The sequence below is a fragment of the Streptomyces macrosporus genome (assembly GCF_039533145.1).
GTDB lineage: Bacteria > Actinomycetota > Actinomycetes > Streptomycetales > Streptomycetaceae > Streptomyces > Streptomyces macrosporus.
Window position 1 is genome coordinate 146,438 of the sequence record NZ_BAAASZ010000007.1, and the last position, 22,721, is coordinate 169,158.

Below are 22,721 nucleotides of genomic sequence, written 5' to 3' on the forward strand. Positions count from 1 at the left end.
CCGGGAGCGGCCGTGTGTCCGCCGGGACGCTGGGCACAGGGTGCCCGTCAGTCGGCGGGTTTCTCCCAGACCGAGACGTGCCGGTCGCTTTCACCGGTGAAGGGTTCCCGCGCCCAGCCGGCCCACCGCTCGCGCAGCCGCAACCCGGCGATTCGGGCCATCAGGTCCAACTCGGCAGGCCACACGTACCGGAAGGGGATCGACCGGTACGAACCGCGCCCGTCGACGACCTCGACGTAGTTCGAACTCATCGCCTGAGTGGCGGTGTCGTAGACGTCGAACGCCCACCGCGTCGCGCTCGTGTGGAACGGCACCACGTTCTGCCCCGGCGGAAGCCTGCGCAGTTCGGGGACCCCGACCTCGATGACGAAGCAGCCGCCGGGCTCCAGGTGGGCCGCGACGTTGCGGAAGCACTCCACCTGCGCGTCCTGCGTCGTCAGATTCATGATCGTGTTGAAGACCAGGTACGCGACCGAGAACGTCCCGTCCACCTTCGCCGTCGCGAAATCGCCGATCGTCACGCCGATCGCGTCACCGCCCGGCTTGGCGCGCAGACGGGCGACCATCGCCCGCGACAGGTCGATGCCGTGGACCGGGACCCCGCGACGGGCCAGCGGCAACGCGATGCGTCCCGTTCCGACCCCCAGTTCCAGCGCGCGGCCACCGGCGGCCAGTTCCTCCAGAAAATCGACCGCCGGGTTCACGATGCCCGGCTCGAACATGTCCGCCGACGACTCGTCGTACGTCGCGGCGACAGCCTCTCCGAAGTAGCCGTCCTCGTCGTCCATGGGGAAGACCGTAGAGCGGTGGGCCGCCGCGGCGCTCGCGATTTTCGCCCGGCCGCCGGACCGATCCGGTACCGGCCGCCGACCCGCCCGGACGTGTGGTCCCCCGAGGCGGACGTCGAGGCAACGACCATTTCCGTGCCACCGACATGGGTAGGGTGACGAAGTGACCGGTGATCGAATGCGCGGACGCCTGCTGGCAGTCAGTGATCTGCACACGGCGGTGGCGGAGAACAGGAAGCTCGTCGAGGGCTTCCTGCCCGACTCGCCGGAGGACTGGCTCATCGTGGCCGGAGACGTCGCCGAACTGGCCTCCGAGATCGAACGCACGCTGAAACTGCTGGCGGAGCGTTTCGCCAAGGTCATATGGGTGCCGGGCAACCACGAGCTGTGGACCCACCCCCGCGACCCGCTCACGCTGCGGGGCGAGGAGCGCTACCGGTACATCGTGGAGATGTGCCGCGGACTGGGGGTGCTCACGCCGGAGGATCCGTACCCGGTGTGGAACGGCGAGGGCGGACCGGTGCGCATCGCCCCGCTGTTCCTGCTCTACGACTACTCCTGGCTGCCCGAAGGAGCGACGACCAAGGCGCAGGGGCTCGACATCGCGAACGACAAGGGACTGGCGTTCGCGGACGAGCACCTGCTGCATCCGGACCCCTATCCCACCCGGGAGGCATGGTGCGCCGCCCGGGTGGAGGCCACCGAGCGCCGGCTGGCCGCGGCCGATCCGGACATCCCTCTGGTGCTGGTCAACCACTACCCGCTGGTGCGCGAGCCGACGATGGTGCTGCGCCATCCGCACCTGGCGATGTGGTGCGGCACGGAGCGCACCGCCGACTGGCACCGCCGCTTCCGGGTGGCCCACGTCGTCTACGGCCATCTGCACATCCCGCGCCTCACCGTCCACGACGGGGTGCCGTTCCAGGAGGTGTCGGTGGGCTACCCGCGCGAGTGGCGCCGGCACGGCCACCCGCACGGCATCCTGCGCCGCCTCGACCTGGGGAGCGCACGAGAGTGACCACGGCGCCGCCGGCGGGACCGCCCCCGGGGACGGCGTCTTCCACGCCTGGGAACGCCGTCCCCGGGGCGGTCCCCGTCGGGGTCGTCGACTCGCCGAGGGACCTGGGAACATGCCGCGGCGGAAGGAGAGGGGGACACGTCCCTCGAACGGTGGCGCACGGGCCACCGCGAATTCCGGGAACGCGCGGGCCCCGGTCACCGATCACACGGCCGTGGTCCGCCTGAGGTTGCGGCTTCTCGACGGCGCCGGCACGCAACCGATCGCTCCGTACCCGCCAAGGTGATCGCGGCGGTCGGCGGTGCCCCCGCGCCCGCCGGGAAACGCGTCGGGACGGTACGGGGAGGACACGCCGTGTCCGGCGCGGTTCCGCCGCGTTCGACGGGCCTTTCCGGACCGTTGGGTTCTGGCTACTCTCAGGGCGCCCGTGACGGAGTCCGCGCCGGGTGTGAGCACCCGGCCGCTCCGCACCCCCCACGAGAAAGCGGTGTCCCACGATGTTGGAAACTCCCGTCCCGGTGAGACGTCGTCGGCGGTTCGACTGGCCCGCTCTGCGGGCGGATCTGCGGGCGACGGTGCCCGATGCCACCGCCGCCCTGGTGGTCACGGCCGGCATCTTCGCCTGGCTGTACGCGCGCGTGGAGGCCGGAACCTCCATGACGCTCCAGGTGATGCCCGAACTGGCCGACGCCGGCCGGTACTGGATGTACTGGCTGTGCCAGGCGTTCGGCTGGTCCGGCCTGCTGTGGGCGTGGATCACCATCATGCTGGGCCTGGTCAGGTCGAGCGCGCGCCCGGGATGGCTGCGGGTGCCCGTGGCGCGGATCGAGCGGTGGCACCGCACCACCAGCCTGACCACCATCGGATTGATGGCCGCGCACGCCGTCATGTTCTTCGCCGAACTGGTGCGCAGCGACGAGGACGGGCGGGGCTGGGCGGGCCGGCTGGCCACCTCCTTCGCCGAGGTCTTCGTCCCCGGCGTCTACTCCTCGGGCACCGGCCGGATCGCCATCCTGATCGGCCTGCTCGCCCTCTACCTGGCCGTTCCGCTCGGTCTGGCCTTCTACCTGCGGCAGACCACCGGCTCCCGGATGTGGCGGGCCCTGCACCGGTTCGTCATCGTCGTCTACGTCCTGAGCGTGTGGCACACCCTGCTGTACGGCACCAACGTCTGGTACGACGGGGCGTTCCGCACCCTGGTGTGGTTGCTCCAACTCCCCGTGGCGGCCCTGTTCCTGGCCCGTCTGCTGGCCCCCGCGCGGCGCGGTGATCGCCTGCACCTGCGCGACGCCGCCAAGCGTCCGGGCGCACTGCCGTTGGCGGCCCGGCTGGCCGGGCGGATCGCGGTCGCGGCCACCGTCGTCGGCCTGCTGGTGGTCGCCGCCACCGGCCGGGACGGAGGCCGTACCCCCGGCGTCACCGGCGCCGGGCTCAACGTCACCCAGGGACAGGTGTGGGCGGGACTGGCCGTGCTGCTCGTCGCCGTCGCCGCCGTCGTCCATCGCCTGCGCCCCACCCGACGCGCCCCGGCCGCGTCCGAGGCCGGCCCGTCGAGCCCGGACGGGGAACACGGACGGCGGTGACCGAGCCGCCGAGTCCGTCCGCCCGCCGGGCCGAGTCCGGGCCCGGCGGGCGGACGGTCGTGGCCGTCTCACGGGCACGACGCGCGCCCGTGAGACGGCCGACGGAGGGGGACGGAAGAAGGGGCCGCCGCACAGGGCCGTCGGCACGCCGACGGAGATCTCCCGCGGAGCGGCGACGGTGCGGGCCGCGATGTCGGCCCAGGCCGGGGACACCGCTCCCGCCAGGGCCGCCGCCGGCAGGACGCGGCGGTGGTCCCCACCGACGAAGAGGCGCAGATGTGCGGCGGCATCGGGCCGACGAGGCCGGTGGGCCCGACCGCCGCGACCGGGACGGGGAAGGCGTGCGGCCGGTGCCGCACGCCCCGGGCAGCCGCTCCCTCACTCCTTGCGGACGGCCCGCAGGACCAGCCGTTCGGCGTCCTGGTCGTAGGGGCGGCCGTCGAAGCCGCCGAAGACCTCCACCTCCCCGAAACCCGCCTCCCGGACCATCGCGCGCAGCTCCACCGCGCTGTAGACGAACCACACCAGGCTCGCGCGCCGGACGCGGTCCCCCCGCACCAGGACCCAGTCGCTGCGCAGCCGGGCCCAGTCATCCAGCACGGTGTCGATCTGCACCAGCAGGTCCTCGCCGCGCCGGACCACCTTCGGGGGCGTCACCCTGCGGGCCAGGAGCTCCTTGCCCGCCACGTCCAGCACCAGCCGGCCCCCGGGCGTCAGGCAGTCGTGCATGTTGCGCAGCACCCGCGCGTTGTCGGCCGGGTCCTCGAAGTAGCCGAAGGAGGTGAACATGTTGAGCACGACGTCGTACGCGCCCGGCTCGACGTGGTGCAGGGCGTCGGCCCGCACGAGCCGGGCGTCCGCCCCGGCCGCCGCGCAGGACTCCCGGGCCTTCTCCAGCATGGCCGGGCTGCGGTCCACACCGGTGACCTCCAGACCGCGGCGGGCGAGGGGGACGGTGAACACGCCCGGTCCACAGCACAGGTCGAGCACGCGCGCCCCGGGCGGGAAGGAGAGCAGCGGAGAGGAGTCGAGGAGCTCCTCGGCCTGGGCGAAGCGCTGCTCGGAGAAGAGGAAGTCGTGGAAACCGGTCCAGAACTCGTCGTCCTCGAACCCGTCCGTCCGCGTCATCGGGACTCGTCCTTTCCATGGTGTGGTCCGGGGCGCCGCCGCCCGGTGGGGTGGGGCGGGCGGCAGGGGACGTGCCGACCCGTTCGGGCCGGCCGGCGGGCCGCGCGGGACGACGGCACCGCCGGTGCGGCCGTCCTCCTCACCCGTCGACCGCCCGCTCGGTGAGGACCCGCAGGGCGTTCGCGGCCGCCACGGCGCGGTGGGTGGCCAGCTCGGCGGTCTCGGCCTCCGCGTAGACGATGCCCGCGTAGCCGCGGCTGTCGTCCAGGTGCTCGATGCGGTCGCCCACGCGCTTGACCGGGTACCAGGCGGGCGACCCGGGCATGTCCGCCAGCCGCTCCAGCCCCGCGACACCGGTGAACACACCGGGCCGCTCGGGATACCCCAGGACGAAGGCGACCGCCGGCCCGCCGGGCAACTCCGCGTCGATCAGGCGGGGACGGCGGCCGAGCGCGGTCTCCACCATCGCCTCGTGGACGTTGACGCCCAGCGCGCGGCACATGCCCTCCGCGACCAGGGCCCCGCCGATCCGCGGGTTGATCTCGACGATCTCCGGGCCCGCGAGGGTGAGGACGAACTCGACGTGGGCGAAGCGGTCGGTGTACCCCACCGCGGCGAGGACCTCGTCCAACCACCGCTCCAACGAGGCGTGTCGCGTCTCGGGGAAGGCGACGGGGAAGGCGGTGATCTCCTCGCGGAAGCGCGGCTCGCGCGACATCAGCCGGCTGGAGACGCCCAACAGCCGGGTGCGCCCCTGCCAGGTGAGCGTCTCGGCGCTGTACACCGGACCGGAGAAGTACGGTTCGGCGAACAGACGGCCGGCCAGGCTGCTTCCGGCGGCCTCGCGCAGTGCCGTCTCCAGCTCCGTTTCGTCGCGGGCCAGCCACACGTTCCGGCTGCCGGTGCCCGCGGTGTCCTTGAGCACGGCGGGCAGGCCCACCTCCTTGCGCAGCAGCGCCGGCAGGTCGGTGTCACCGCGGGCGGGGTCGACCTCCACCGCGCGGGCCCGCGTCAGCCCCGCCTCGTACAGCAGGTCGCGCACCCTCGCCTTGTCCCGTGTCAGCCGCAGGACGGCCGGGTCCAGGCCGGGCAGGCCGAAGCGGGCCGTCAACTCCGCGCCGACCAGGGTCCAGGTGTCGGTGGAACTGATGAGTCCGCGCAGTTCGGGGGTGCCGGACAGTTCGGCCGCCACGGCGTCGGTGTCGAAGGTGTCGACCTCGACCACCTCCACGGCGCCCTCGGGCAGCCGGCCCAGCTCGTACGCGTACCAGCCGGGATCACGGGTCAGCAGCCGGAGCCGTTCCCCGAGGGACTCGGCCGCACGCGCCAGATGCCCCAGGCCGAAGGTGAGGGATTCCAGGCAGACCACCGTCACGCTGTCGGTTCCTTCCGCTCGGTCCGCCGCACCGGCCAGGGGGCGCGGTTCCAGGCCATCACCGACCAGGGCATGGACAGCTCCGACAGCGAGGAGATCTCCACCGGCTTCAGCGCGGCCGGGTCCGGTGCCTCGCGGTGGCGGGCGAAGACCCGTTCGACGTAGCGGTGGCCGGTGTCGGCGCCGATCACCAGGTGGAGCCGGTCGGGGAACCGGCGTGCCTCCCAGGAGGCGGCCAGGTGGGCGGCGCCCGTGGACAGTCCGGCGAACACGGCGTGGTCGCGCAGCAGCGCGACGGCCCCCGACATCGCGTGGGTGAAGTCCAGCCAGTGGATCGTGTCGTACAGGTGGTGGCGGACGTTGTCGAAGGGGATGGAGGAGCCGATGCCGGCGATGATCGCCTCCGGGTCGTGGTGTTCCTCGCTGCCGAAGGTCACGCTGCCGAAGGGTTGCAGGCCGACCAGCCGGACCGAGGGATCGCGGCGCCGCAGGTGCTCCACCAGCCCTCCGGTGGAGGCCCCGGAGCCGACGCCGCCGACCACCGTCAGCGGACGGCCGGGGAACTCGGCGGCCACCTCGGCGGCGACGAGGTCGGCGACCTCGCGGTAGCCGAGGTAGTGGACGTCGTCGTGGTACTGGCGCATCCAGTGGACGTCGGGCCGTTCGGCCAGGATCCGCCGTATCCGCCGCACCCGTAACTCCTGGTCGAGTTTGAGGTTCTCCGACGGCCTGACCTGCTCGACGGTGGCGCCGAGGATCTCCAACTGGGCGAGGGTGGTGGCGTCGACGGTGGTGGACGCCACGATGTGGCAGCGCATGCCGTAGCGGTGGCAGGCCAGGGCCAGGGCGTAGGCGTAGATGCCGCTGGAGCTGTCGACGAGGGTCTGCCCCGGCCGGATTCTGCCCTGGTCGAGCAGGTGGCGCACGGCGGCGAGCGCGGAGTAGATCTTCATCGACTCGAAGCGGGCCAGGACCATCCCCTCGGAGAGCCGGACCAGATCCGGCTTCTTGAGGGCGTCGGCGATGTGGGGGTGTGTCACCCGTAGCCTCCCTGGGCGAAGGAACACTGGTGGCCGAGCGAGTGGAAGAACTCGGAGACCTCCCCCTTCAGGGCGGGGGAGGGGCGGTGCGTGAAGAGGTAGCCGACCAGGCAGCCGGTGTGCGCCACGAAGACGCCGTCGGCGCCGAACTCCTCCCGGTGCGCCAGCACGGGCTCGAACGTCGTCTTGGGCAGTACCTCCTGGGAGAGGACGGCGCTGGTCGTCGCGGCGCGGGCGATGGCCGCCGGATCGGAGGCGGAGAAGCCCTTGAGCAGATCCGTCAGGCAGCGCCCGTACTCGGCCGACCGCCGCCGGTAGTGCCGTGTCAGCAGCGGGGTGACGGCGGCGGTGTCCACGGCGCCGTCCTCGATGACGAAGGCGGTGTGGAAGCCGACGGCGGTGCCCAACCGTTTCACCAGGCGGTGCCGGCCGCAGAGGTACAGCGCGAACTCGTCGAGGAAGACGCTGTCCGCCCGCTCGATCGCCGACAGCACCCCGGTCGCCACCCGGGGGTCGTACGGCAGGGAGAAGACCCGGAACAGGCAGCGCAGCGTCGCCACGATGTCGGCCGTGGAACTGGCCATGCCCGCACCGACCCGCAACTCGGAGCGGACGCTCCACCGGCCCGGCGGCAGCGTCAGACCGTAGTGCGCCAGGAACAGTTCGACCGCTCTCGCCGACTTCTCGCCGAGGGGCGACGGCCCCGTCGGCTCCTTCGGGTCGGGGGTGAAGTAGACCCAGGAGTGCCGGTCGACGGGGAAGGACACCAGCGCGATGTCCGGTTCGCCCGTCTGGCGGAGCGGCCCTTGGAACAGCTCTCCGAGCGTGCCGTGACACACACCCGAAAAGGTCCGGGACGGGGGGCTGCCGTCTGACTGGGGCGGCATCGAACACCTTCCGTGCGTGGGGGGCGTGTGAAGGCGGTACGGCCGGTGAGGGATGCGGCGGCACACGAATATGGCAGCGTGCGCGGGAGCGCGACAGAGCGATAACAAGCCACGCGTGCGCCGGGGGCCGTGATCGGGAACCCATTGGTCACGGTGCGGCGGCCGTCGAGACCGTCGGAAGACGCGTCGGTCACGATCCGCGGCGCCTCCGTGGCGGTGGAGGGGCGGGCCAGGGCGCGGACCCGCTCCCCGACGTGGTGCCGGACGGCGGGAGAAGTGGCGGGCGCCGGGCGCCAGGGCGGCGGCGGCCGGTGCGACGAAGCAGGTCAGCGCGCAGCCGGCGAGGACCTCCCGAGCGCCGAAGGCGTCGATGGCCGGGGCGATGAGCGCGAGTCCCGCCGGGGCGAGACCGTAGGAGAACAGGAAGTCGAGGGAGGACACCCGGGCCAGCTTGTCGGGCTCCACTTCGCGCTGGGTGGCGGTGAACCAGGGCACGTTGAACAGTTCGATCCCCACCCCGGCGACGGCGTAGGCGGCCATCACCACGGCGGGGTGCACGGGGAACACCAGGCTGAGGGGAGCGAAGCCGTAAGCGGCCAGTCCGGCCAGGGCGGCCCATCCCTGGGAGCGCGGACGCAGGCGGGCGACGACGAGCGCGCCGGCCAAGGCGCCCGTGGTGTAAGCGGTCATGGCACCGGCCAGCACCACTTCGGTGCCGTACTCGTCGCGGCTGACCAGGGGCAGGGCGACGCCGGTGGCGGAGTAACCGGTGGCGATGACGGCCGTCAGGGCGGCGAGTCCGGCGACGAACCAGGGGTTCCTGCGGGCCTCCCGTATGCCGTCGATGAACTCGGTGGTGAAGGGGGCCCGTCGAGGCCGATCGGCGGCGGACGCGCGCCCGGCTCCCCGGCCGGGTGCGAGCGCGGCGACGAGCCAGAGCGCCCCGATGCCCAGCAGCAGCGCCCGGGTGTCGAGGAAGGCGGCGAGCAGGGCGGTCAGCGAGGGACCGGCGAGCGTGGTGACGCGTACCGCCAGCGTCATGGCGGCATTGGCCTGTTGCCTGCGGTCGGCGTCGACGACCTCGGCGGTCAGGGCCTGGAACGCGGGCCGGCAGGCGCCTTGCCCCGCACCGGCCAGGGCGGCGGCCGCGGCCGCCGGCCACGGCGAACGTCCCAGCCCGGAGGCGATCAGGGGGGTCGAGACCGCCGCGGCGAGCCCCGCCCACAGGACGACGCGGCGACGGGAGTGCCGGTCGGCGAGGACGCCGCCGACGGGTACGGCCACGAGGAATCCCACGGTACGGGCGGCGAGGAGCAGGCCGAGATCGGTGGCGGTGAGGGACCGGTCGAGGACGGCCAGCCCCAGGACGAAGGGCAGGGCCCAGGTGGCCAGTCCGGACGCTGTGGCGCCCGACCACAGCCGTAGGAAGGCGGGATCACGCAGGACGGATCGCCCGCGCGGCGAAACGGACCCGGAAGCGGCGACCGGTGCGGGTGGGGTCGGCACGGTGTGGGACTCCTGACGTCGGGGTTCCGGCCGGCGGCCCGCTCGGCACCGGAACCGTCGGTGGGGGAGAGCCGATGGGGGGAGAGGCGCTTTCGCCGGTCCGCCCGACGGGGCGGTGCCGTCACGTCCGGCCCACCGGCGGCCGGCCTCGGCGGTACGCGGGAAGACCGCGGGCGGCTCACGGAGGGAGAGCGGCCGTGAAGCCGGGACGCACCGAAGGTCCCGGCGCACCCGGTGTGCGGCGCGTCGGAGGACGCGAGCGACCCGTCGGTGGGGACGTGGATGCCGGAGCCCATCGGGCCGCCGCCCCGCGGCGACCGCTCCCGGGCCGTGCGAGCCGTACTCCGGGGGCGCCGGCGGGGCGATCCGCGCACCGAGCACCATCGAGAAACCGCCACCCGCCCCCTTCTTCATATTTCCTGTTGTTGCGATGAGTGTGCGACAAGCGCAGGGTTCCGGGTACCCGGCCGGGCGCGCAAGCCGCTGCCCGGGGAGCGCGAACGGTTGGCGCCACGCGGCCTCGTTCTGGACCGTCAGGTCCGAGGAAGGACGCGAGCGTCGGCACCCGGTGTGCGTGAACTCCTCGGCGCCGCGCGCCGCCGGCGGTGCTTGCGGTAGAGTGGACCATGGACGCGCCGCCGAACCACGGGCGGTGTACCGCGCGTTGGTGGTCCAAGGAAAGACGCCCCGCTTCCTGCGGGGAGATGCAGGTGCAAGGCCTGCCCGGCGCTCGACGAAAGACCCCTCCCCGACACGGTCGGGGAGGGGTCTTCCACGTTTTCGAGGGCGAGGGTTCCGGGTCGAGCCGGGGTCTGCGCTCCGTCCCGCACACGCTCTTCACCCGCGTCGGTCCCACGGTGGAGGCCGGCGTCCCCACTTCCGTCGAGGGACCACGGGCCAAGCTACAGGCGGGGGTTGTCGAAGTACCCGGACGTCTGGCACGTGTCGGTGCCCGCGTCGTCCACGCACGCCTTCACGCGGACCCCGTGGATCACACCGCTTCCGGCGTCGATGGAAAGGCCGTGCCACTGTTTGTAGCCGTTGTTGCAGCCGTTGGAGTCGTAACGCTTGGTCGTCTCCCACGTCGCGGTGCTGTACACGACGAATCGGATGTAGACGTCGTTCCCGTCGCACCGGGTGTCGGCCACCGACATGCTGATGTCGCCCACGTGGTCGCTGCGTTGGAAGGAGAACGTCGCGGATCCGCACACACCGGTGAAGCAGACGTCTCCCCGGTTGGCCATGGCGGACACGTCCTCCGAGGAGGCCCAGGCCGGAGTCGCCATGGCCATCGCCGCGCAGGACGAGACCGCGACGGCGCCGAGCGCACGGCGTGATCGAGCAAGGATTTTCACCATGATCTCCTGTGTCGTGTGAGCGTCTTTCGGTCGGGCGCGCAACGCTCGGAAGAGGTCGTCGGGGACCGGTCCGGTCGCTTTCTCCGACCGTCCGTGGGCGGCGGCCCGTGTGCCGCCGCCCACGGACGCGAGGACCGCGTCGTCGCTCCGCCGCCTCACCGCCCGGTACAGGCGATGAACCGCGGCCGAGCAGGCCGGACGCTTCTCAGACGCGCCGGTTGTACACGTACAGGAACCACTTCATGTGTCCGTCGTTGCCCTGCTCGTACTTGCAGCTGTAGTCCTTCCACCAGCCCTTGGACTTGCCGTTCTTCCCCTCGGACAGGCAGGCGGACTTGGTCCAGTAGGCGCGGTAGAAGCTCCACGCCAGCGGCTCGACGGAGACACCGCCGTTCGTGCCGGGGCTTGTCGAAACCCCGGTCGGGGCCTGCGAGGGCGAGACGGCCCCGGCCGTTCCCGCCGGTCCGGTGAGGCCGATGCCGAGTGCGGCGGCCGTGGCCACCGTGCTCGCCAGGATCCTGCGCTTCGACGAGCGCTTGTGATCGTTGCGGAGCTTCACGAGCTTCCCCCTTGTGTCACGGTCGTGTGTCGACGAGGCAGCCCGGAAGGTCCTGCCGGGCTGCTCGACCACACCCGACATGCTGCCGTCCGATTCCCGTCGTGTCGTTGGCAGCCGGTGCACTGTTGTTCACGCACAGCGCACAGCGCACAGACGCCCGGCCGGCCGGAGCGGGAGGGCTGCGCGGCGACGTCGCACCGTCCGAGGAGAGGCCGACGCGGCTTCGCCGTTCACACGTCACCGGGCACGTGACAGGGACGTGGCAGGGACGGGACAGGGCCCGCGCCGGTTCGCCGGCGCGGGCCCTGTCGTGCGCTCGCCTACTCGCCCATCGCGGCTCTGCGACGGCGTACGGCGAAGACGACGCCCGCGCCCGCGACGACCGCGGCACCGCCGACGGCGGCCGCGGTCGGCAGCGCGCTCGACGCGCCGGTCTCGGCGAGGTTGCCGCCGACCGGCAACTCGGCGAGGTCGCCCTGCGGGGCGTGGCCGCCCTCGCCGCCTTCGGGCCGGTCCTTGACCGGCCCGACCTGGCCGTCCGTGTCGCCCGGCTTGCCCTCGGCGTCCTCGACCTTGCCGGGCTCACTGCCCGCCGGAAGGACGGTGAAGTCGAACTGGCTGATCTCGTCGTAGCCGCACTGGCCGTCCTCGCCGTACGAGTGCCCGGTGGTGAAGAAGTAGCCCGTGCCCGCCTTGGCGCTCTCGGCGATCCTGATGCGCATCTCGGCGTCCGCGTACTCGCCCGGCTTGAGGGCGCCCACGGTGGCGAAGTCCTGGTTGTCGTCCCACTCCGCGCCCTCGCCCTCGATGGGCGTCCACGCGCCGCTCTGCGGGTTCAACCACTCGACGGTGACGGCGAGTTCGGAGACATCGCCGATCTCCGGGTCGGCGGTGCCGAGGTAGAGAGTGAGGTCGGTCTCCATCAGCGTGACCGAGGAGATGTTGCTGACGCGGTAGGTGAACTCGTGCCACCCGGAGCCGGCGACGATCTTGCTCGGGAGGCCGCGCAGTTCCGTCTTCCCCCGCTCCTCCTCGGGAATGCCGGAACAGAAGCTCGGGCGGGTGTACGTCGGAGACGGTGTGGCGCTCGACGTCGTCGCCGACGGCGTCGGCTCGGCCCGCTCCGGAGAGGCCGCCGTGTCGCCCGGCTGTCCGGCCGAGGGTTCCTCCTCGTCGGCAGCGCCACCGGTGGCGGACTGCTCGGGTGACGGCTCGGTGGTGGCCGGCGCGGAGGGAGCACCGCTGTCCGCGGGCGTTTCTCCCTTCGCGTGCGCGGCGGGGGAAGCGAGCAGTGACACGGAGCCGACGGCGGCGATGGCGGCAGCGGCCGACAGGGCGCGACGAAGCTTCATGGATTCCTTTCACGGAAGCCGAACGTGGGCGCTTACGTGACTTGCCGGCCCGTCGACAGGTTGTGCTTCGCACGGAAAGACCTTTTGTGATCTCCCTCACTCGGGGCCGTTTCACGTGGCGGGGCGGGGGTGGTGGACGAGCGGGGCGATCGCGCCGCCGCCGCGCCGCGTCCGCTCCGCGGGGCCGGAGGGTCGTCACCCGTCGGAACGGCCGGCCCCGTCCGACGTAGCCACCGGTCCAAGCCCGCCTCGTCGGGCCGGAGACCATATTTAAGCCTTGCCTTATATAAGTGGACGCCGGCATAGTGGGCGCGTGCACGCCTTCGACGTTCTGGGGGAGCCGGTCAGGCGCCGGATATTGGAGCTGCTCGCCTCGGGTGAGATGGCCTCGGGTGAGGTCAGCGCCGTGATTCGGGACGAGTTCGGGATCTCCCAGCCGGCGGTGTCGCAGCACCTCCGGGTGCTGCGGGAGAGCGGGTTCGCGTCCGTACGGGCGGAGGGGACCCGGCGGCTGTACGCCGTCGAGGCCGGGCCGCTGCGGGAGGTGGACGCGTGGCTGGAGAGGTTCCGAGGGTTCTGGGAGCAGCGACTCGACGCGCTCGAGACGGAGCTCGCCAGGGGAAAGCGCGAGCGCGGGAAGCGGAAGGAAGCGAGCGGGGATGAGTGAGATCGTCGAGGAGATCAACCGTCTGCACCGGAAGGTCGGCGTCCGGCAGGTCGAGGCGGGGCAGGCCCGTACGGTGCTGCTGCGGCGCACCTACGACGCCGACGTCGCCGACGTGTGGGACGCGGTGACGTCGCCCGAGCGGATCGGGCGGTGGTTCCTGCCGGTCAGCGGTGAGTTCAGGGTGGGCGGGCGGTACCGGCTGGAGGGCAACGCCGGAGGCGAGATCCTCGAGTGCGATGCGCCGACGCGGCTCCGGGTGAGCTGGCTGTACGGACCGGACCCGGGGTTCAGCGAGGTCGAGGTGCGGCTCGCGCCGGACGGCGAGGGGCGGACGGTGTTCGAGCTGGAGCACGTGGCGGTGGTGCCGGAGGAGTTCTGGGACCGGTTCGGGCCCGGGTCGGTCGGGGTCGGCTGGGACCTGATGTTCCTCGGACTCGGTCTGCACCTCGCGGGCGGCGGGCTCGGCAAGGAGGAGGCCGAGGCCTGGCAGACGTCACCCGAGGCGAAGGAGTTCATGACGCGGTCGGGCCGGGAGTGGGGCGCCGCGTATGCCGCCTCGGGCGCGGACGCGGGGACCGTGGCGGCCACGACGGCGGCGACGATCCGGTTCTACACCGAGGGGTAGGACCCGCCCTCGCGGTGCCGGCACGCACCGGGCACAGCCCGTCTGCGCGGGCCCGGGCCGGCGGGCGTGCCGGTGACGCGCGACGGCGACCCTTCCCCGCGCGACAGCCGCCGGGGAGAGGACCCACCTCCGGGGCAGCTCTGCGACACCGTCCGGCAGAGCCCCGCCGGGCGCCGTGGCCTTCCGTGCCGCCGTGCGCACGCAGAGCACGCACGGCGAGATCGTACGGTGGACGCGCCGGGCTCCCCGCGGGCAGCGAGCCACCGAATTGCACGGCTCGGCGGTTGGCGAGACGCTGGACACGTCAGCCTTGTGGCGTCCCGGATGTGTGCCGGGCGCCCGGGGCCGGTGCGCGACCGGTCATGCGCGGCCCGGGCAACGGGGACGACCTGCTTCCGTCCGACTGTTCGGGCGCCGAGCGGCACACGGGGACGCACGGGGTACCTCGCCTCCGAGACGCTCCGCCGAAGGCCCTGGTGAGGAGTCCGCGGCGGGCGAGCGTGGCGGCGGCCGTGGAGGCCGAAGCCGGGGGACGAGGTCCGCGCCCCTCAGGGAGATCATCATGGACAGTGCGACGTTGGAAGCGATGCGGACCGCTCTGCGTGGGCCCGTCATAGGCGCGCAGGATCCCGAGTACAACCAGGCCCGCGAGATCTACAACGCAATGATCGACAAGCGTCCCGCCGCCATCGTGCGGTGCGCGGACGCCGCGGATGTCATGGGCGCGGTCGACTTCGTCCGCGACAACGGCCTGGAACTCGCCGTCCGAGGCGGCGGGCACAGCGGCCCCGGGCTCTGTCTGGTGGACGACGGCGTCACCGTCGACCTGTCGCCGATGCGCTGGGTGCGCGTCGACCCCGCCGCGAGGACCGCCCAGGTCGGCGGCGGCAGCCTGCTCGGCGATCTCGACCACGCCACCCACGGCTTCGGGCTCGCGACGCCCTCCGGCATCGTCTCGATGACGGGCGTCGGAGGCCTGACCCTCGGCGGCGGCCACGGTTACCTCACCCGCAAGTACGGCCTGACGGTGGACAACCTGCTGGCCGCGGACGTGGTGCTGGCCGACGGCAGCCTCGTCACCGCGAGCGAGACCGAGCACCCGGACCTGTTCTGGGCCCTGCGCGGAGGCGGCGGCAACTTCGGCATCGTGACCTCCTTCACCTACCGACTGCACCCGGTGGACACCGTCGGGGTCGGTGTCACCGTGTGGCCGGTCGACCGCACCCGCGAGGTGCTCTCCTGGTACCGCGACTTTCTCCCGCAGGCATCCGAGGACGTCTACGGCTTCTTCACCATCTTCGTCATTCCGCCCGGCCCGCCCTTCCCCGAAGAGATCCACGGCCGGAAGGTGTGCGGCGTCGTGTGGTGCCACACCGGCGACCCGGACCGTTTCGAGGGCGCTCTCGCCGCGGTGAACGAGCCCGCGCCGCCCGCCTTCCACTTCGCGACACCGATGCCCTATCCCGCCTTGCAGGGCATGTTCGACGACCTGATCCCCACCGGGTACCAGTGGTACTGGCGCGGCGACTTCTTCGACCGGATCCCGGACGCCGCCCTCGACGTGCATCTCGAGCACGGCGAGAACATCCCCACCCCGCTCTCGCTGATGCACCTCTACCCGGTCGACGGGGCCGCCCACCGGGTGGGCCGGGACGACACGGCGTGGAGTTACCGGGACGCCGTCTGGTCCGGCGTCTTCGCCGGTGTCGACCCCGACCCGGCGAACGCCGAGACCATCAGGCAGTGGTGCGTCGACTACTGGGAGAAGATGCACCCCTACTCCATGGGCGGCGCGTACGTGAACTTCATGGGGCAGGGCGAGCACCAGGAGCGGGTCCGGGCCACCTACCGCGACCACTACGACCGGCTCGCACAGGTCAAGCGGACGTACGACCCGGACAACCTCTTCCACGCCAACCAGAACATCCGGCCCGCCCAGGGGCCGTGACCACCGGGTCCGCCGTCCGCGCCCGAGAAGCCGCCCCGCGGAACGCCGGGGTCCCGAGGGCCCGCGGCCGAACACCGGGACGGAAGGGGCGCGTTCCAGGGCCTCGCGGGCTCCGCGACCGGTCGTCGACGAGGATCACCGTGTCCGTCCACCGGCCGGCCGAACGCGCGGGACGGAGCGGGACGGAGGGGGCGCGTCTCCGGCGCCGCCGTCGGCGTGCCGGTCGACGGCGTCGGCGCCGCGGGAGTTCAGCGCTGCGGGGGGAGGGTGGTGTCGGACTCCAGGCCCTGGATGGTGGTCAGGTCGGCGAGTCCGGAGATGGTCAGAACGGGGGCCAGGAGGGGGGTGGCGATCAGTTCGATGCGGTCGGCGTGGGCGAACAGGACCGACAGGCCGGCGCTGTCGAGGTATTCGACGGCGGTCAGGTCGAGAACGAGGCGGCCCGGTGTGCTGTCGAGGGCGGCGGCGAAGGTGTCGGTGTTGCTCATGTCGATTTCGCCGACGACTGTCAGGAGGGCGGTACCGTCCGGGCGGTGGCCGGGGGTGAGGGTGAGCGGGGTGGTCATCAGGCGATCCTCGTGTGCATGTCGACGGTGGTGCCGGCTGGGCTCGGAGTGACGGTGACCTGGTGCATCATGGCACGCATCAGGGCCATGCCACGGCCTCGGTGAGCATTGGCCTCGGGTTGTGGGGTCTTCCAGCGGCCGGTGTCGACGACGGTGAGGCGCAGGTTGTCGACGAAGGCTTCGGCGCGCAGCCGGACGGTGTCGCCGGGGGTGTGGCGGTGTCCGTGTTCGATGGCATTGGCGCACGCTTCGCCGGCGGCGACCAGGATGCTCTGCATCGTCTGCGGGGGGACGTCGCACTGGCTGAGCCAGTTGCGCAGGGCCTTCCGGACGGGGGCGAGTTGGGACGACTCGGCGGGGAAGGACATCTCCAGTGGGGCGGGGTGCCGGTACAGCAGCAGGGCGACGTCGTCGTCGTAGCCGCCGGTGGGGGCCAGGCGGGTCATGACCTGGGTGGCGAGGTCGTCGACGGCGACATCCCGACCTTCCTGGACGGCTTCGCTGGCCTGGGCGATGCCCGCGCTCAGCGGGCGACGCCGACGCTCCACGAGGCCGTCGGTGTACAGCAGCAGGGTGGCGCGTGCGGGGATGGTGCACTCGCCCTCGGGCCGCGTCCTGCCGGGGCGGACGGCCAGGGGAGCGGAGCGCCCGTCCTCGAGGAGGCGGGTGGTGCCGTCGGGGTGGGTGAGGATGCCCGGCGGATGTCCGGCGCTGCAGTAGGTCAGGTGCCCGGTTTCGGGGTCGAGGACGCCGCAGAAGACGGTGGTGCACGCCGCGCCGGGGATGTTCGCGGCGAAGTGGTCCAGGGCCATGAGGGTCTGGGCGGGCCTCGCGTCCTGCAGCAGCAGGGCGCGGCAGGCGCTGCGCAGTTGTCCCATGACGGTGGCGGCTTCCAGGCCGCGGCCGACGCAGTCGCCGACCACGATGCCGATGCGTCCGTCCGGCAGGGCGATGGTGTCGTACCAGTCGCCGCCGACTTCCAGGGGGCGGGTGGCGGGCTCGTAGCGGACGGCGAAGCCGTCGGGCAGGCTCGAAGGGCCGAGGATGGCGCGCTGCAGGGCGATGGCCGTCTCGCGCTGCTGGTCGATCTGGTGCGCGCGGACCAGCCCCTGGACGAGGTGACCGGCCAGCAGCGACAGCAGCAGTTGGTCCTCGCCGGTGAAGAGTCGGTGGTCGCCCAGGTCGATCCACAGCACCAGCGGGCCGTCGGGGTGTTCCAGGAGGATGCCCGCCCCGGTGTGGTCGGCGACCGGGGTGAGCAGGGGCTGCCGGCGCAGGTCGGTGAGGACACGACGGTGTTCGGCCGGAAGTTTTTGCCAGGTCACCGATGTGTCGGTGGAGGTCAGGGTGGGTTCGTCGCCGTGGTCGAAGACGGCGGCCAGCACGCGTCGGGCGCGCCACAGGTCCTTCAGTTCGGTCAGCGCGCCGGTCAGCGCGTCGGTCAGGCTCGTGGCCTGGGACAGACGCATGCTCAGGGAGGCGAGGGCGCTTTCGCGTTGGATGGCGTAGTGGTCGGCGGTGACGTCACGGAACGTGCCGACGATCACGCGGCGCCCGGTGTCGGGGTCCTGGGCCTGGTTGAAGTTGACGCTGATCCACAGCCGGTGCCCGTCGCGGTGGGTGACGGGAACGGTGTAGCTGCCCCGGCCCTGGCCGACCAGGCCCGAGAAGGCGTCGGCGACCTGCCGGTGGGCCTCGGGGTCGGTGGCGGCGTCCGGCCACCACGGGTGGATCGGCCGGTAGGGCAGGTCTTCGACCCCGTAGCCGAGGATGTCGGTGAACGCGGCGTTGATCTCGACGACCGCGCCGTCCTCGTCGCAGACGAAGAACGCCTCCTGCAGGGAGTCCACCAGCGCGGTCCGCCAGCGGGCGTGGTGGTTGCGCAGCCGGGCCAGCTCCACGTTCGCCCGTACGCGCGCCAGCAGCTCCGCGGCGGCGAACGGCTTGACCAGGTAGTCGTCGGCGCCTGCCCGCAGGCCCTCGATGGAGGCCTCCTGCCCGGCCCGGGCGGACAGCAGCAGGACGGGAACCGACGCGGTGCGGGATTCGGCGCGCAGCGCCGCCACCAGCTCCAGACCGTCCATGCGGGGCATCATCACGTCGCTGACCACCAGGTCGGGAGTGGTCGCGCGGACGGCCTCCAGGGCTTCCCGGCCGTCGCCGACCGCGTCGACCCGGTAGCCGGCGTCGGTCAGGAGGCGGGTGAGGTACTCGCGCATGTCGGCGTTGTCGTCGGCGATCAGAACCCGCGCCGGGGCGGCCGAACCGGAGGTGAACGCCGGCGCCGTCCCCGCGGTGGCCTCGGCCACCGCGGGGTCCGTGTCGGACGCGCCGGTGTCGTCGGCGGGCAGCCAGCGCAACGCCTCCTGCAGATAGGGGTCGTCGGCGGTGGAGACCGTGGCGGTGCCCGTGGGGGACACCAGCGAGTCGGCCGGCAGGTGGCCGGTCCCGAAGGGCAGGCGGATGGTGAAGGTGGTGCCCTTGCCCTGGACGCTGTCCGCGGTGATCGTGCCGCCGTGCAGGCCGACGAGTTCCTTCACCAGCGCCAACCCGATGCCGCTTCCCTCGTTGGAACGGGAGCGGGTGTTCTCGATGCGGTGGAACCGCTCGAACAGCCTGGGCACTTCCTCGGCGGGCACACCGACACCGGTGTCCGCGATGGTGACCACGGCGTGGGCGTCCTCCGCGTGCACGGAGACGCGGATGGAGCCTTCGAAGGTGAACTTCAGCGCGTTGCTGAGCAGGTTGAGGATCACCTTCTCCCACATGCCGCGGTCGATGTGGACCGGCTCGTCCAGCGAGGGGCACTCGACGTCGAAGGACAGCCCGGCCTTGTCGACGGCGGAGCGGAAGACGCTGGCGAGCTCGGCGGTGACCGCGCCCAGGTCGACCGGCTCGTAACGGGCCCGCATGCGGCCGGCCTCGATGCGGGAGAAGTCCAGCAGAGTGTTGACCAGCTTGCTCAGCCGCAGCGCGTTGCGGCGGATGGCCTCCAACTCCTCCCGCGCCCGCTCGTCCGTCCCGGCCAGCCGGCCGCGCAGCTCCTCCAGCGGCCCCATGATGAGGGTGAGCGGGGTGCGGAACTCGTGGCTGATGTTGGAGAAGAACGTGGTCTTGGCACGGTCCAGCTCGGCCAGCTCCTCCGCCCGCCGCTGCTGGGCCTGGTAGCTGCGGGCGCTCGCGATCCCCGCGGCCACGTGCCCGGCGGCCAACTCGACGAAACCGCGGTAGCCGTCGTCCAGAGGCCGGTACCGGTTCAGCGCGACCACCAGGAACCCGTACGGCGCGCTGCCCTGCTGCAACAGCGGCACCACCAAGGCCCGCTCGGGCGGCTCCGGCCAGCTCCCGGTCGGCAGGTCGACGAACGGGGCGCCGTCGAGCTCCACCAGCACCGTTTCTCCCCGAGCCGGCGCCGCCGCGGGCCACACCCCGTCCGAGTCCTCGACCGACAGCGTCGCCGGGGCGGCCGGGTGTCCGGCGGGTATCCCGGTCGCGGCCGCCAACCGCGCGCGACCGTCGTCCTGGAACAGGTAGGTCAGCGTGAACGGAAGGTCCTGCGGATTACGGTCGAGCTGCCGACCGGTGAAGGCCAGCATCTCCTGCTCGGTGCGCACCACGCTGGGATCGGAGCCGAGATCCCGCAGCGTTGCCATCCGCCGTTGACCGACGACCCGTTCGGTGTCCTCGCTGACCACGCACAACATGCCGACCACCGCGCCGGCGTCGTCCCGCAGGGGGCTGTAGGAGAACGTGTGGTAGGTCTCCTCCGGGTACCCGGACCGTTCCAGGAACAGCAGCAGCGCCTCGTCCCAGGTCGCCTTCCCCGTGGACAGCACGGTGTCGATCCGCGGGCCGATGTCGTCCCAGATCTCCGCCCACACCTCGCTCGCCGGCCGGCCCAACGCCCACGGGTACTTCCGGCCCAGCGTGTCCCGCCGATAGGCGGCGTTGCAGAAGAACGTCAGCCGCGGCCCCCACGCCATCCACATCGGGAACCGGGACGACAGCAGGATGCTCACCGCGGTCCGCAGGCTCTGCGGCCAGCCGGCGGGCGGCCCGAGCGGGGTCGCCTCCCAATCCACCGCGGCGAGATCCCGACCGACCTCGTGGTCGGCGGCGAACACGTCGACCTCGGTCGTGGCCGGCGGCTCGTGCTCAGCGCCATCAGAACGCGTCACCGGACATCCTTCCGTTCACGCCGATCAATCCCCCGAGATCGCCCACTCGTGCCGGCCGCGCTCGTGGTCGGATCCACGGCGCGCGTGCCCTCTGCCATCTCGCTGCCTTCCGGGAAACGCCACGTTCGATCCGGCTGCGTGCACACCGTGCCGTTCTCGTTTCCGCGTCTTGGACCCCACCCCGCTCATCCGAGCTCGGTGACGCAATCCGTAGGATAAGACAGCCGTCTCATCAGCGGACGAGCCGGGATCGGGGACAAGCGGAGGTGACGGTGACGGGCGGCGCCCCCCACCACGATGCGGAGCCTTCCCCCGTCGACGAGCAGAGGCGGTTGGCCGCGGTACGCCGCTACCACATCCTGGACACTCCGTCCGACGGCGCGTTCGACACCATCGCCTCCCTGGCCGCCCGCACCTTCGGCACGCCGATGGCCACCGTGGCGATCATCGACACCGACCGAGTGTGGTTCAAGGCCACGCACGGGTTGGACGGCGTCACCCAGATCGGCCGCGACACCGGTCTGTGCGCCTCGGCCATCCTCCACGACACCCCGTACGTGGTGCCCGACACCCTCGCCGATCCCCGCACGGCGGACCACCCCTTGGTCCGGGGCGAGCCGGGCATACGGTTCTACGCCGCCGCGCCCATCACCACCGCCCAAGGCGAACGTCTGGGAACGGTCGACGTGCTGGACATCCGGCCCCGCGAGGCCACCGACGACCAGCTCGCCGTCCTCGAGGACCTGGCCGCACTGGTGATGGACGAACTCGAACTGCGGCTGTCCACCCTCCGCACCATCGCCGCCGAACGGGCCCAGCGCACCGCCGCCGAGCGCCTGGCCCGCACCCTGCAGCGGACCCTGCTGCCCCCCGCCCTGCCCGCCGTGCCCGGTCTGGACACGGCCGCGGCCTACCACCCCGCGTCCGTGCACGAGGTCGGCGGCGACTTCTACGACCTGTTCCCGCTCGACGACGGCCGCTGGGCGTTCTTCCTCGGCGACGTGTGCGGAAAGGGCGCCGACGCCGCCGCCCTGACGTCACTGACCCGCTACACCCTGCGTGCCGCCGCCATCTACGACCCCGACCCCTGCACGGCCCTGGCCAACCTCGACGCCGTCCTCAAGGGCGAGCACCAGGGAGGCGCCCCCCGGTACTGCACCGCCGTCTTCGGGGTGCTCGAACCAGGGCCCGACGGGTCCTTCGCCGTCTCCCTGGCCGGCGGCGGCCACCCCCCGGCCCTCGTGCTGCGCGCCGACGGGAGCGTCGAACCCATCTCCACCGCCGGCGGCCAGTTGATCGGGATGCTGCCCGATCCCCGGTTCGTCCAGGCCACCACACGGCTCTTCCCCGGCGAGGCGCTGCTGCTGTACACCGACGGGCTCATCGAAGCCCGCACGCCCGATGGCACCATGCTGGGGGAGGACGGGCTGGCCCGCCGGCTGTCCGCCGCCGTCCCGCGAGGAGCCGACGGCCTGCTCGGCGCCGTGGACGAACTCCTCGCCGACCTGGGGCCAGGCGTCAACGACGACACCGCGCTGCTCGCCCTGTCCGTCCCGCCCCGCCGCACCACCCCACCCGCACAGGAGAACCGGTGACCGACCGCACGATGACCGTCACCTGCCAGACCGACCCCTCCGGCACGACTGTGCTGACCGTGACCGGCGAACTCGACTACCACACCGCACCGCGCCTCTCCCACGCCCTCGACGACACGCCCTTCGGACCCAGCACCCCCGTGGTGATCGACCTGTCGGAACTCACCTACTGCGACTCCACCGGCATCACCGCGCTCGTCACCGCCTACCACCGCGCCCAGGCGACGGGCTCGCGCCTGTTCCTCAGCGGGGTGAGGCACGACCTGATGCGCGTCTTCCGCACCGTCGGCCTCGATCAGGTCTTCACCTTCCACCCCACGGTCGAGGACGCCATCGACGCCCTGCGCTCCTGAGCCCACTCCGCCGTCACCGCCGCTCGGCGGGCACCCGCCTCGGGACCAGCCCGTGCCGGCGGTGCCGGACGGGCGGCGGGTGCCGTGTACGACCGTGCGTCGGAGGGACGGCCTGCCGGGCGGCCGTCGGGTCGCTCTCGCCCGCCCCTCGTGGCGCGGCCGTCGTCCGCCGTCGCCGACGGCGGACGCGGTGTG

General features: G+C 72.4%; 17 protein-coding genes and 2 pseudogenes. 7 read left to right on the forward strand and 12 right to left on the reverse strand.

Translation table 11 applies throughout. The annotated features are described in order from the left end of the window. Nucleotides 1-47: 47 nt before the first annotated feature. Complete coding sequence (locus ABD335_RS04985; RefSeq protein ID WP_344320845.1) at nt 48-788, reverse strand: class I SAM-dependent DNA methyltransferase; 741 nt, start codon at nt 786-788, stop codon at nt 48-50. Nucleotides 789-966: 178 nt separating this feature from the next. Between ABD335_RS04985 and ABD335_RS04990 the strand changes: the two genes are divergently transcribed. Both ABD335_RS04990 and ABD335_RS04995 read left to right on the forward strand, forming a co-directional pair. After that, the gene (locus ABD335_RS04990) at nt 967-1,806 is read left to right on the forward strand and encodes a metallophosphoesterase family protein (RefSeq protein WP_344320872.1); all 840 of its coding nucleotides are present in this window, start codon (nt 967-969) and stop codon (nt 1,804-1,806) included. A 497-nt stretch (nt 1,807-2,303) separates the two neighbouring features. Continuing rightward, the gene (locus ABD335_RS04995; protein WP_344320846.1) at nt 2,304-3,389 is read left to right on the forward strand and encodes a ferric reductase-like transmembrane domain-containing protein; all 1,086 of its coding nucleotides are present in this window, start codon (nt 2,304-2,306) and stop codon (nt 3,387-3,389) included. Between the two features lie 114 nt (nt 3,390-3,503). On the opposite strand, the pseudogene ABD335_RS05000 reads toward ABD335_RS04995, so the two are convergent. The 9 genes and pseudogenes from ABD335_RS05000 to ABD335_RS05040 all read right to left on the reverse strand — a co-directional run. Next, nucleotides 3,504-3,721 (reverse strand): annotated as a pseudogene (locus ABD335_RS05000) (iron chelate uptake ABC transporter family permease subunit); the annotation flags it as partial. A 46-nt stretch (nt 3,722-3,767) separates the two neighbouring features. Then, entirely contained in the window at nt 3,768-4,517 is a 750-nt protein-coding gene (locus tag ABD335_RS05005; protein ID WP_344320847.1) for a class I SAM-dependent methyltransferase, read from the reverse strand. 139 nt (nt 4,518-4,656) lie between these two features. Continuing rightward, nucleotides 4,657-5,892 carry an ATP-grasp domain-containing protein gene (locus ABD335_RS05010; RefSeq protein WP_344320848.1) on the reverse strand — a complete coding sequence of 412 codons (1,236 nt, stop codon included), beginning with the start codon at nt 5,890-5,892 and terminating at the stop codon, nt 4,657-4,659. After that, nucleotides 5,889-6,932 (reverse strand): cysteine synthase family protein, encoded by a 1,044-nt coding sequence (locus tag ABD335_RS05015; RefSeq protein WP_344320849.1) that lies wholly within the window; start codon nt 6,930-6,932, stop codon nt 5,889-5,891. Before ABD335_RS05015 ends, ABD335_RS05010 begins: the two co-directional genes overlap by 4 nt. Beyond that, nucleotides 6,929-7,819 carry a GHMP family kinase ATP-binding protein gene (locus ABD335_RS05020; RefSeq protein WP_344320874.1) on the reverse strand — a complete coding sequence of 297 codons (891 nt, stop codon included), beginning with the start codon at nt 7,817-7,819 and terminating at the stop codon, nt 6,929-6,931. The genes ABD335_RS05015 and ABD335_RS05020 overlap by 4 nt, the downstream gene beginning before the upstream one ends. Before the next feature lie 246 nt (nt 7,820-8,065). Further along, nucleotides 8,066-9,325 (reverse strand): annotated as a pseudogene (locus ABD335_RS05025) (MFS transporter); the annotation flags it as partial. Nucleotides 9,326-10,227: 902 nt separating this feature from the next. Then, nucleotides 10,228-10,683 carry a hypothetical protein gene (locus ABD335_RS05030; protein WP_344320850.1) on the reverse strand — a complete coding sequence of 152 codons (456 nt, stop codon included), beginning with the start codon at nt 10,681-10,683 and terminating at the stop codon, nt 10,228-10,230. Nucleotides 10,684-10,888: 205 nt separating this feature from the next. Next, nucleotides 10,889-11,242 (reverse strand): hypothetical protein, encoded by a 354-nt coding sequence (locus tag ABD335_RS05035; protein ID WP_344320851.1) that lies wholly within the window; start codon nt 11,240-11,242, stop codon nt 10,889-10,891. A 320-nt stretch (nt 11,243-11,562) separates the two neighbouring features. Then, nucleotides 11,563-12,594: an LAETG motif-containing sortase-dependent surface protein gene (locus ABD335_RS05040; protein ID WP_344320852.1), complete on the reverse strand. Its 1,032-nt coding sequence runs from the start codon at nt 12,592-12,594 to the stop codon at nt 11,563-11,565. A gap of 313 nt (nt 12,595-12,907) precedes the next feature. On the opposite strand from ABD335_RS05040, the gene ABD335_RS05045 reads away from it, so the two are divergent. The 3 genes from ABD335_RS05045 to ABD335_RS05055 all read left to right on the forward strand — a co-directional run bounded on the left by ABD335_RS05045 (nt 12,908) and on the right by ABD335_RS05055 (nt 15,834). Beyond that, nucleotides 12,908-13,261 (forward strand): ArsR/SmtB family transcription factor, encoded by a 354-nt coding sequence (locus tag ABD335_RS05045; RefSeq protein WP_344320853.1) that lies wholly within the window; start codon nt 12,908-12,910, stop codon nt 13,259-13,261. After that, nucleotides 13,254-13,886, forward strand: a complete 633-nt coding sequence (locus ABD335_RS05050; RefSeq protein ID WP_344320854.1) for an SRPBCC family protein — start codon at nt 13,254-13,256, stop codon at nt 13,884-13,886. The genes ABD335_RS05045 and ABD335_RS05050 overlap by 8 nt, the downstream gene beginning before the upstream one ends. 562 nt (nt 13,887-14,448) lie before the next feature. Continuing rightward, nucleotides 14,449-15,834, forward strand: a complete 1,386-nt coding sequence (locus tag ABD335_RS05055) for an FAD-binding oxidoreductase (protein WP_344320855.1) — start codon at nt 14,449-14,451, stop codon at nt 15,832-15,834. A gap of 248 nt (nt 15,835-16,082) precedes the next feature. Here the strand turns inward: ABD335_RS05055 and ABD335_RS05060 are convergent, their stop codons facing one another. Further along, a complete protein-coding gene (locus ABD335_RS05060) occupies nt 16,083-16,400 on the reverse strand; it encodes an STAS domain-containing protein (protein WP_344320856.1) in 318 nt (105 codons plus the stop codon). Beyond that, nucleotides 16,400-20,578, reverse strand: a complete 4,179-nt coding sequence (locus ABD335_RS05065; protein WP_344320857.1) for a SpoIIE family protein phosphatase — start codon at nt 20,576-20,578, stop codon at nt 16,400-16,402. Before ABD335_RS05065 ends, ABD335_RS05060 begins: the two co-directional genes overlap by 1 nt. A 272-nt stretch (nt 20,579-20,850) precedes the next feature. On the opposite strand from ABD335_RS05065, the gene ABD335_RS05070 reads away from it, so the two are divergent. Both ABD335_RS05070 and ABD335_RS05075 read left to right on the forward strand, forming a co-directional pair. Then, on the forward strand, nt 20,851-22,173 hold the full coding sequence (locus ABD335_RS05070; RefSeq protein WP_344320858.1) for a PP2C family protein-serine/threonine phosphatase: 1,323 nt from the start codon (nt 20,851-20,853) through the stop codon (nt 22,171-22,173). Continuing rightward, nucleotides 22,170-22,526 carry an STAS domain-containing protein gene (locus tag ABD335_RS05075; protein WP_344320859.1) on the forward strand — a complete coding sequence of 119 codons (357 nt, stop codon included), beginning with the start codon at nt 22,170-22,172 and terminating at the stop codon, nt 22,524-22,526. The genes ABD335_RS05070 and ABD335_RS05075 overlap by 4 nt, the downstream gene beginning before the upstream one ends. The last annotated feature ends 195 nt before the right edge of the window (nt 22,527-22,721 follow it).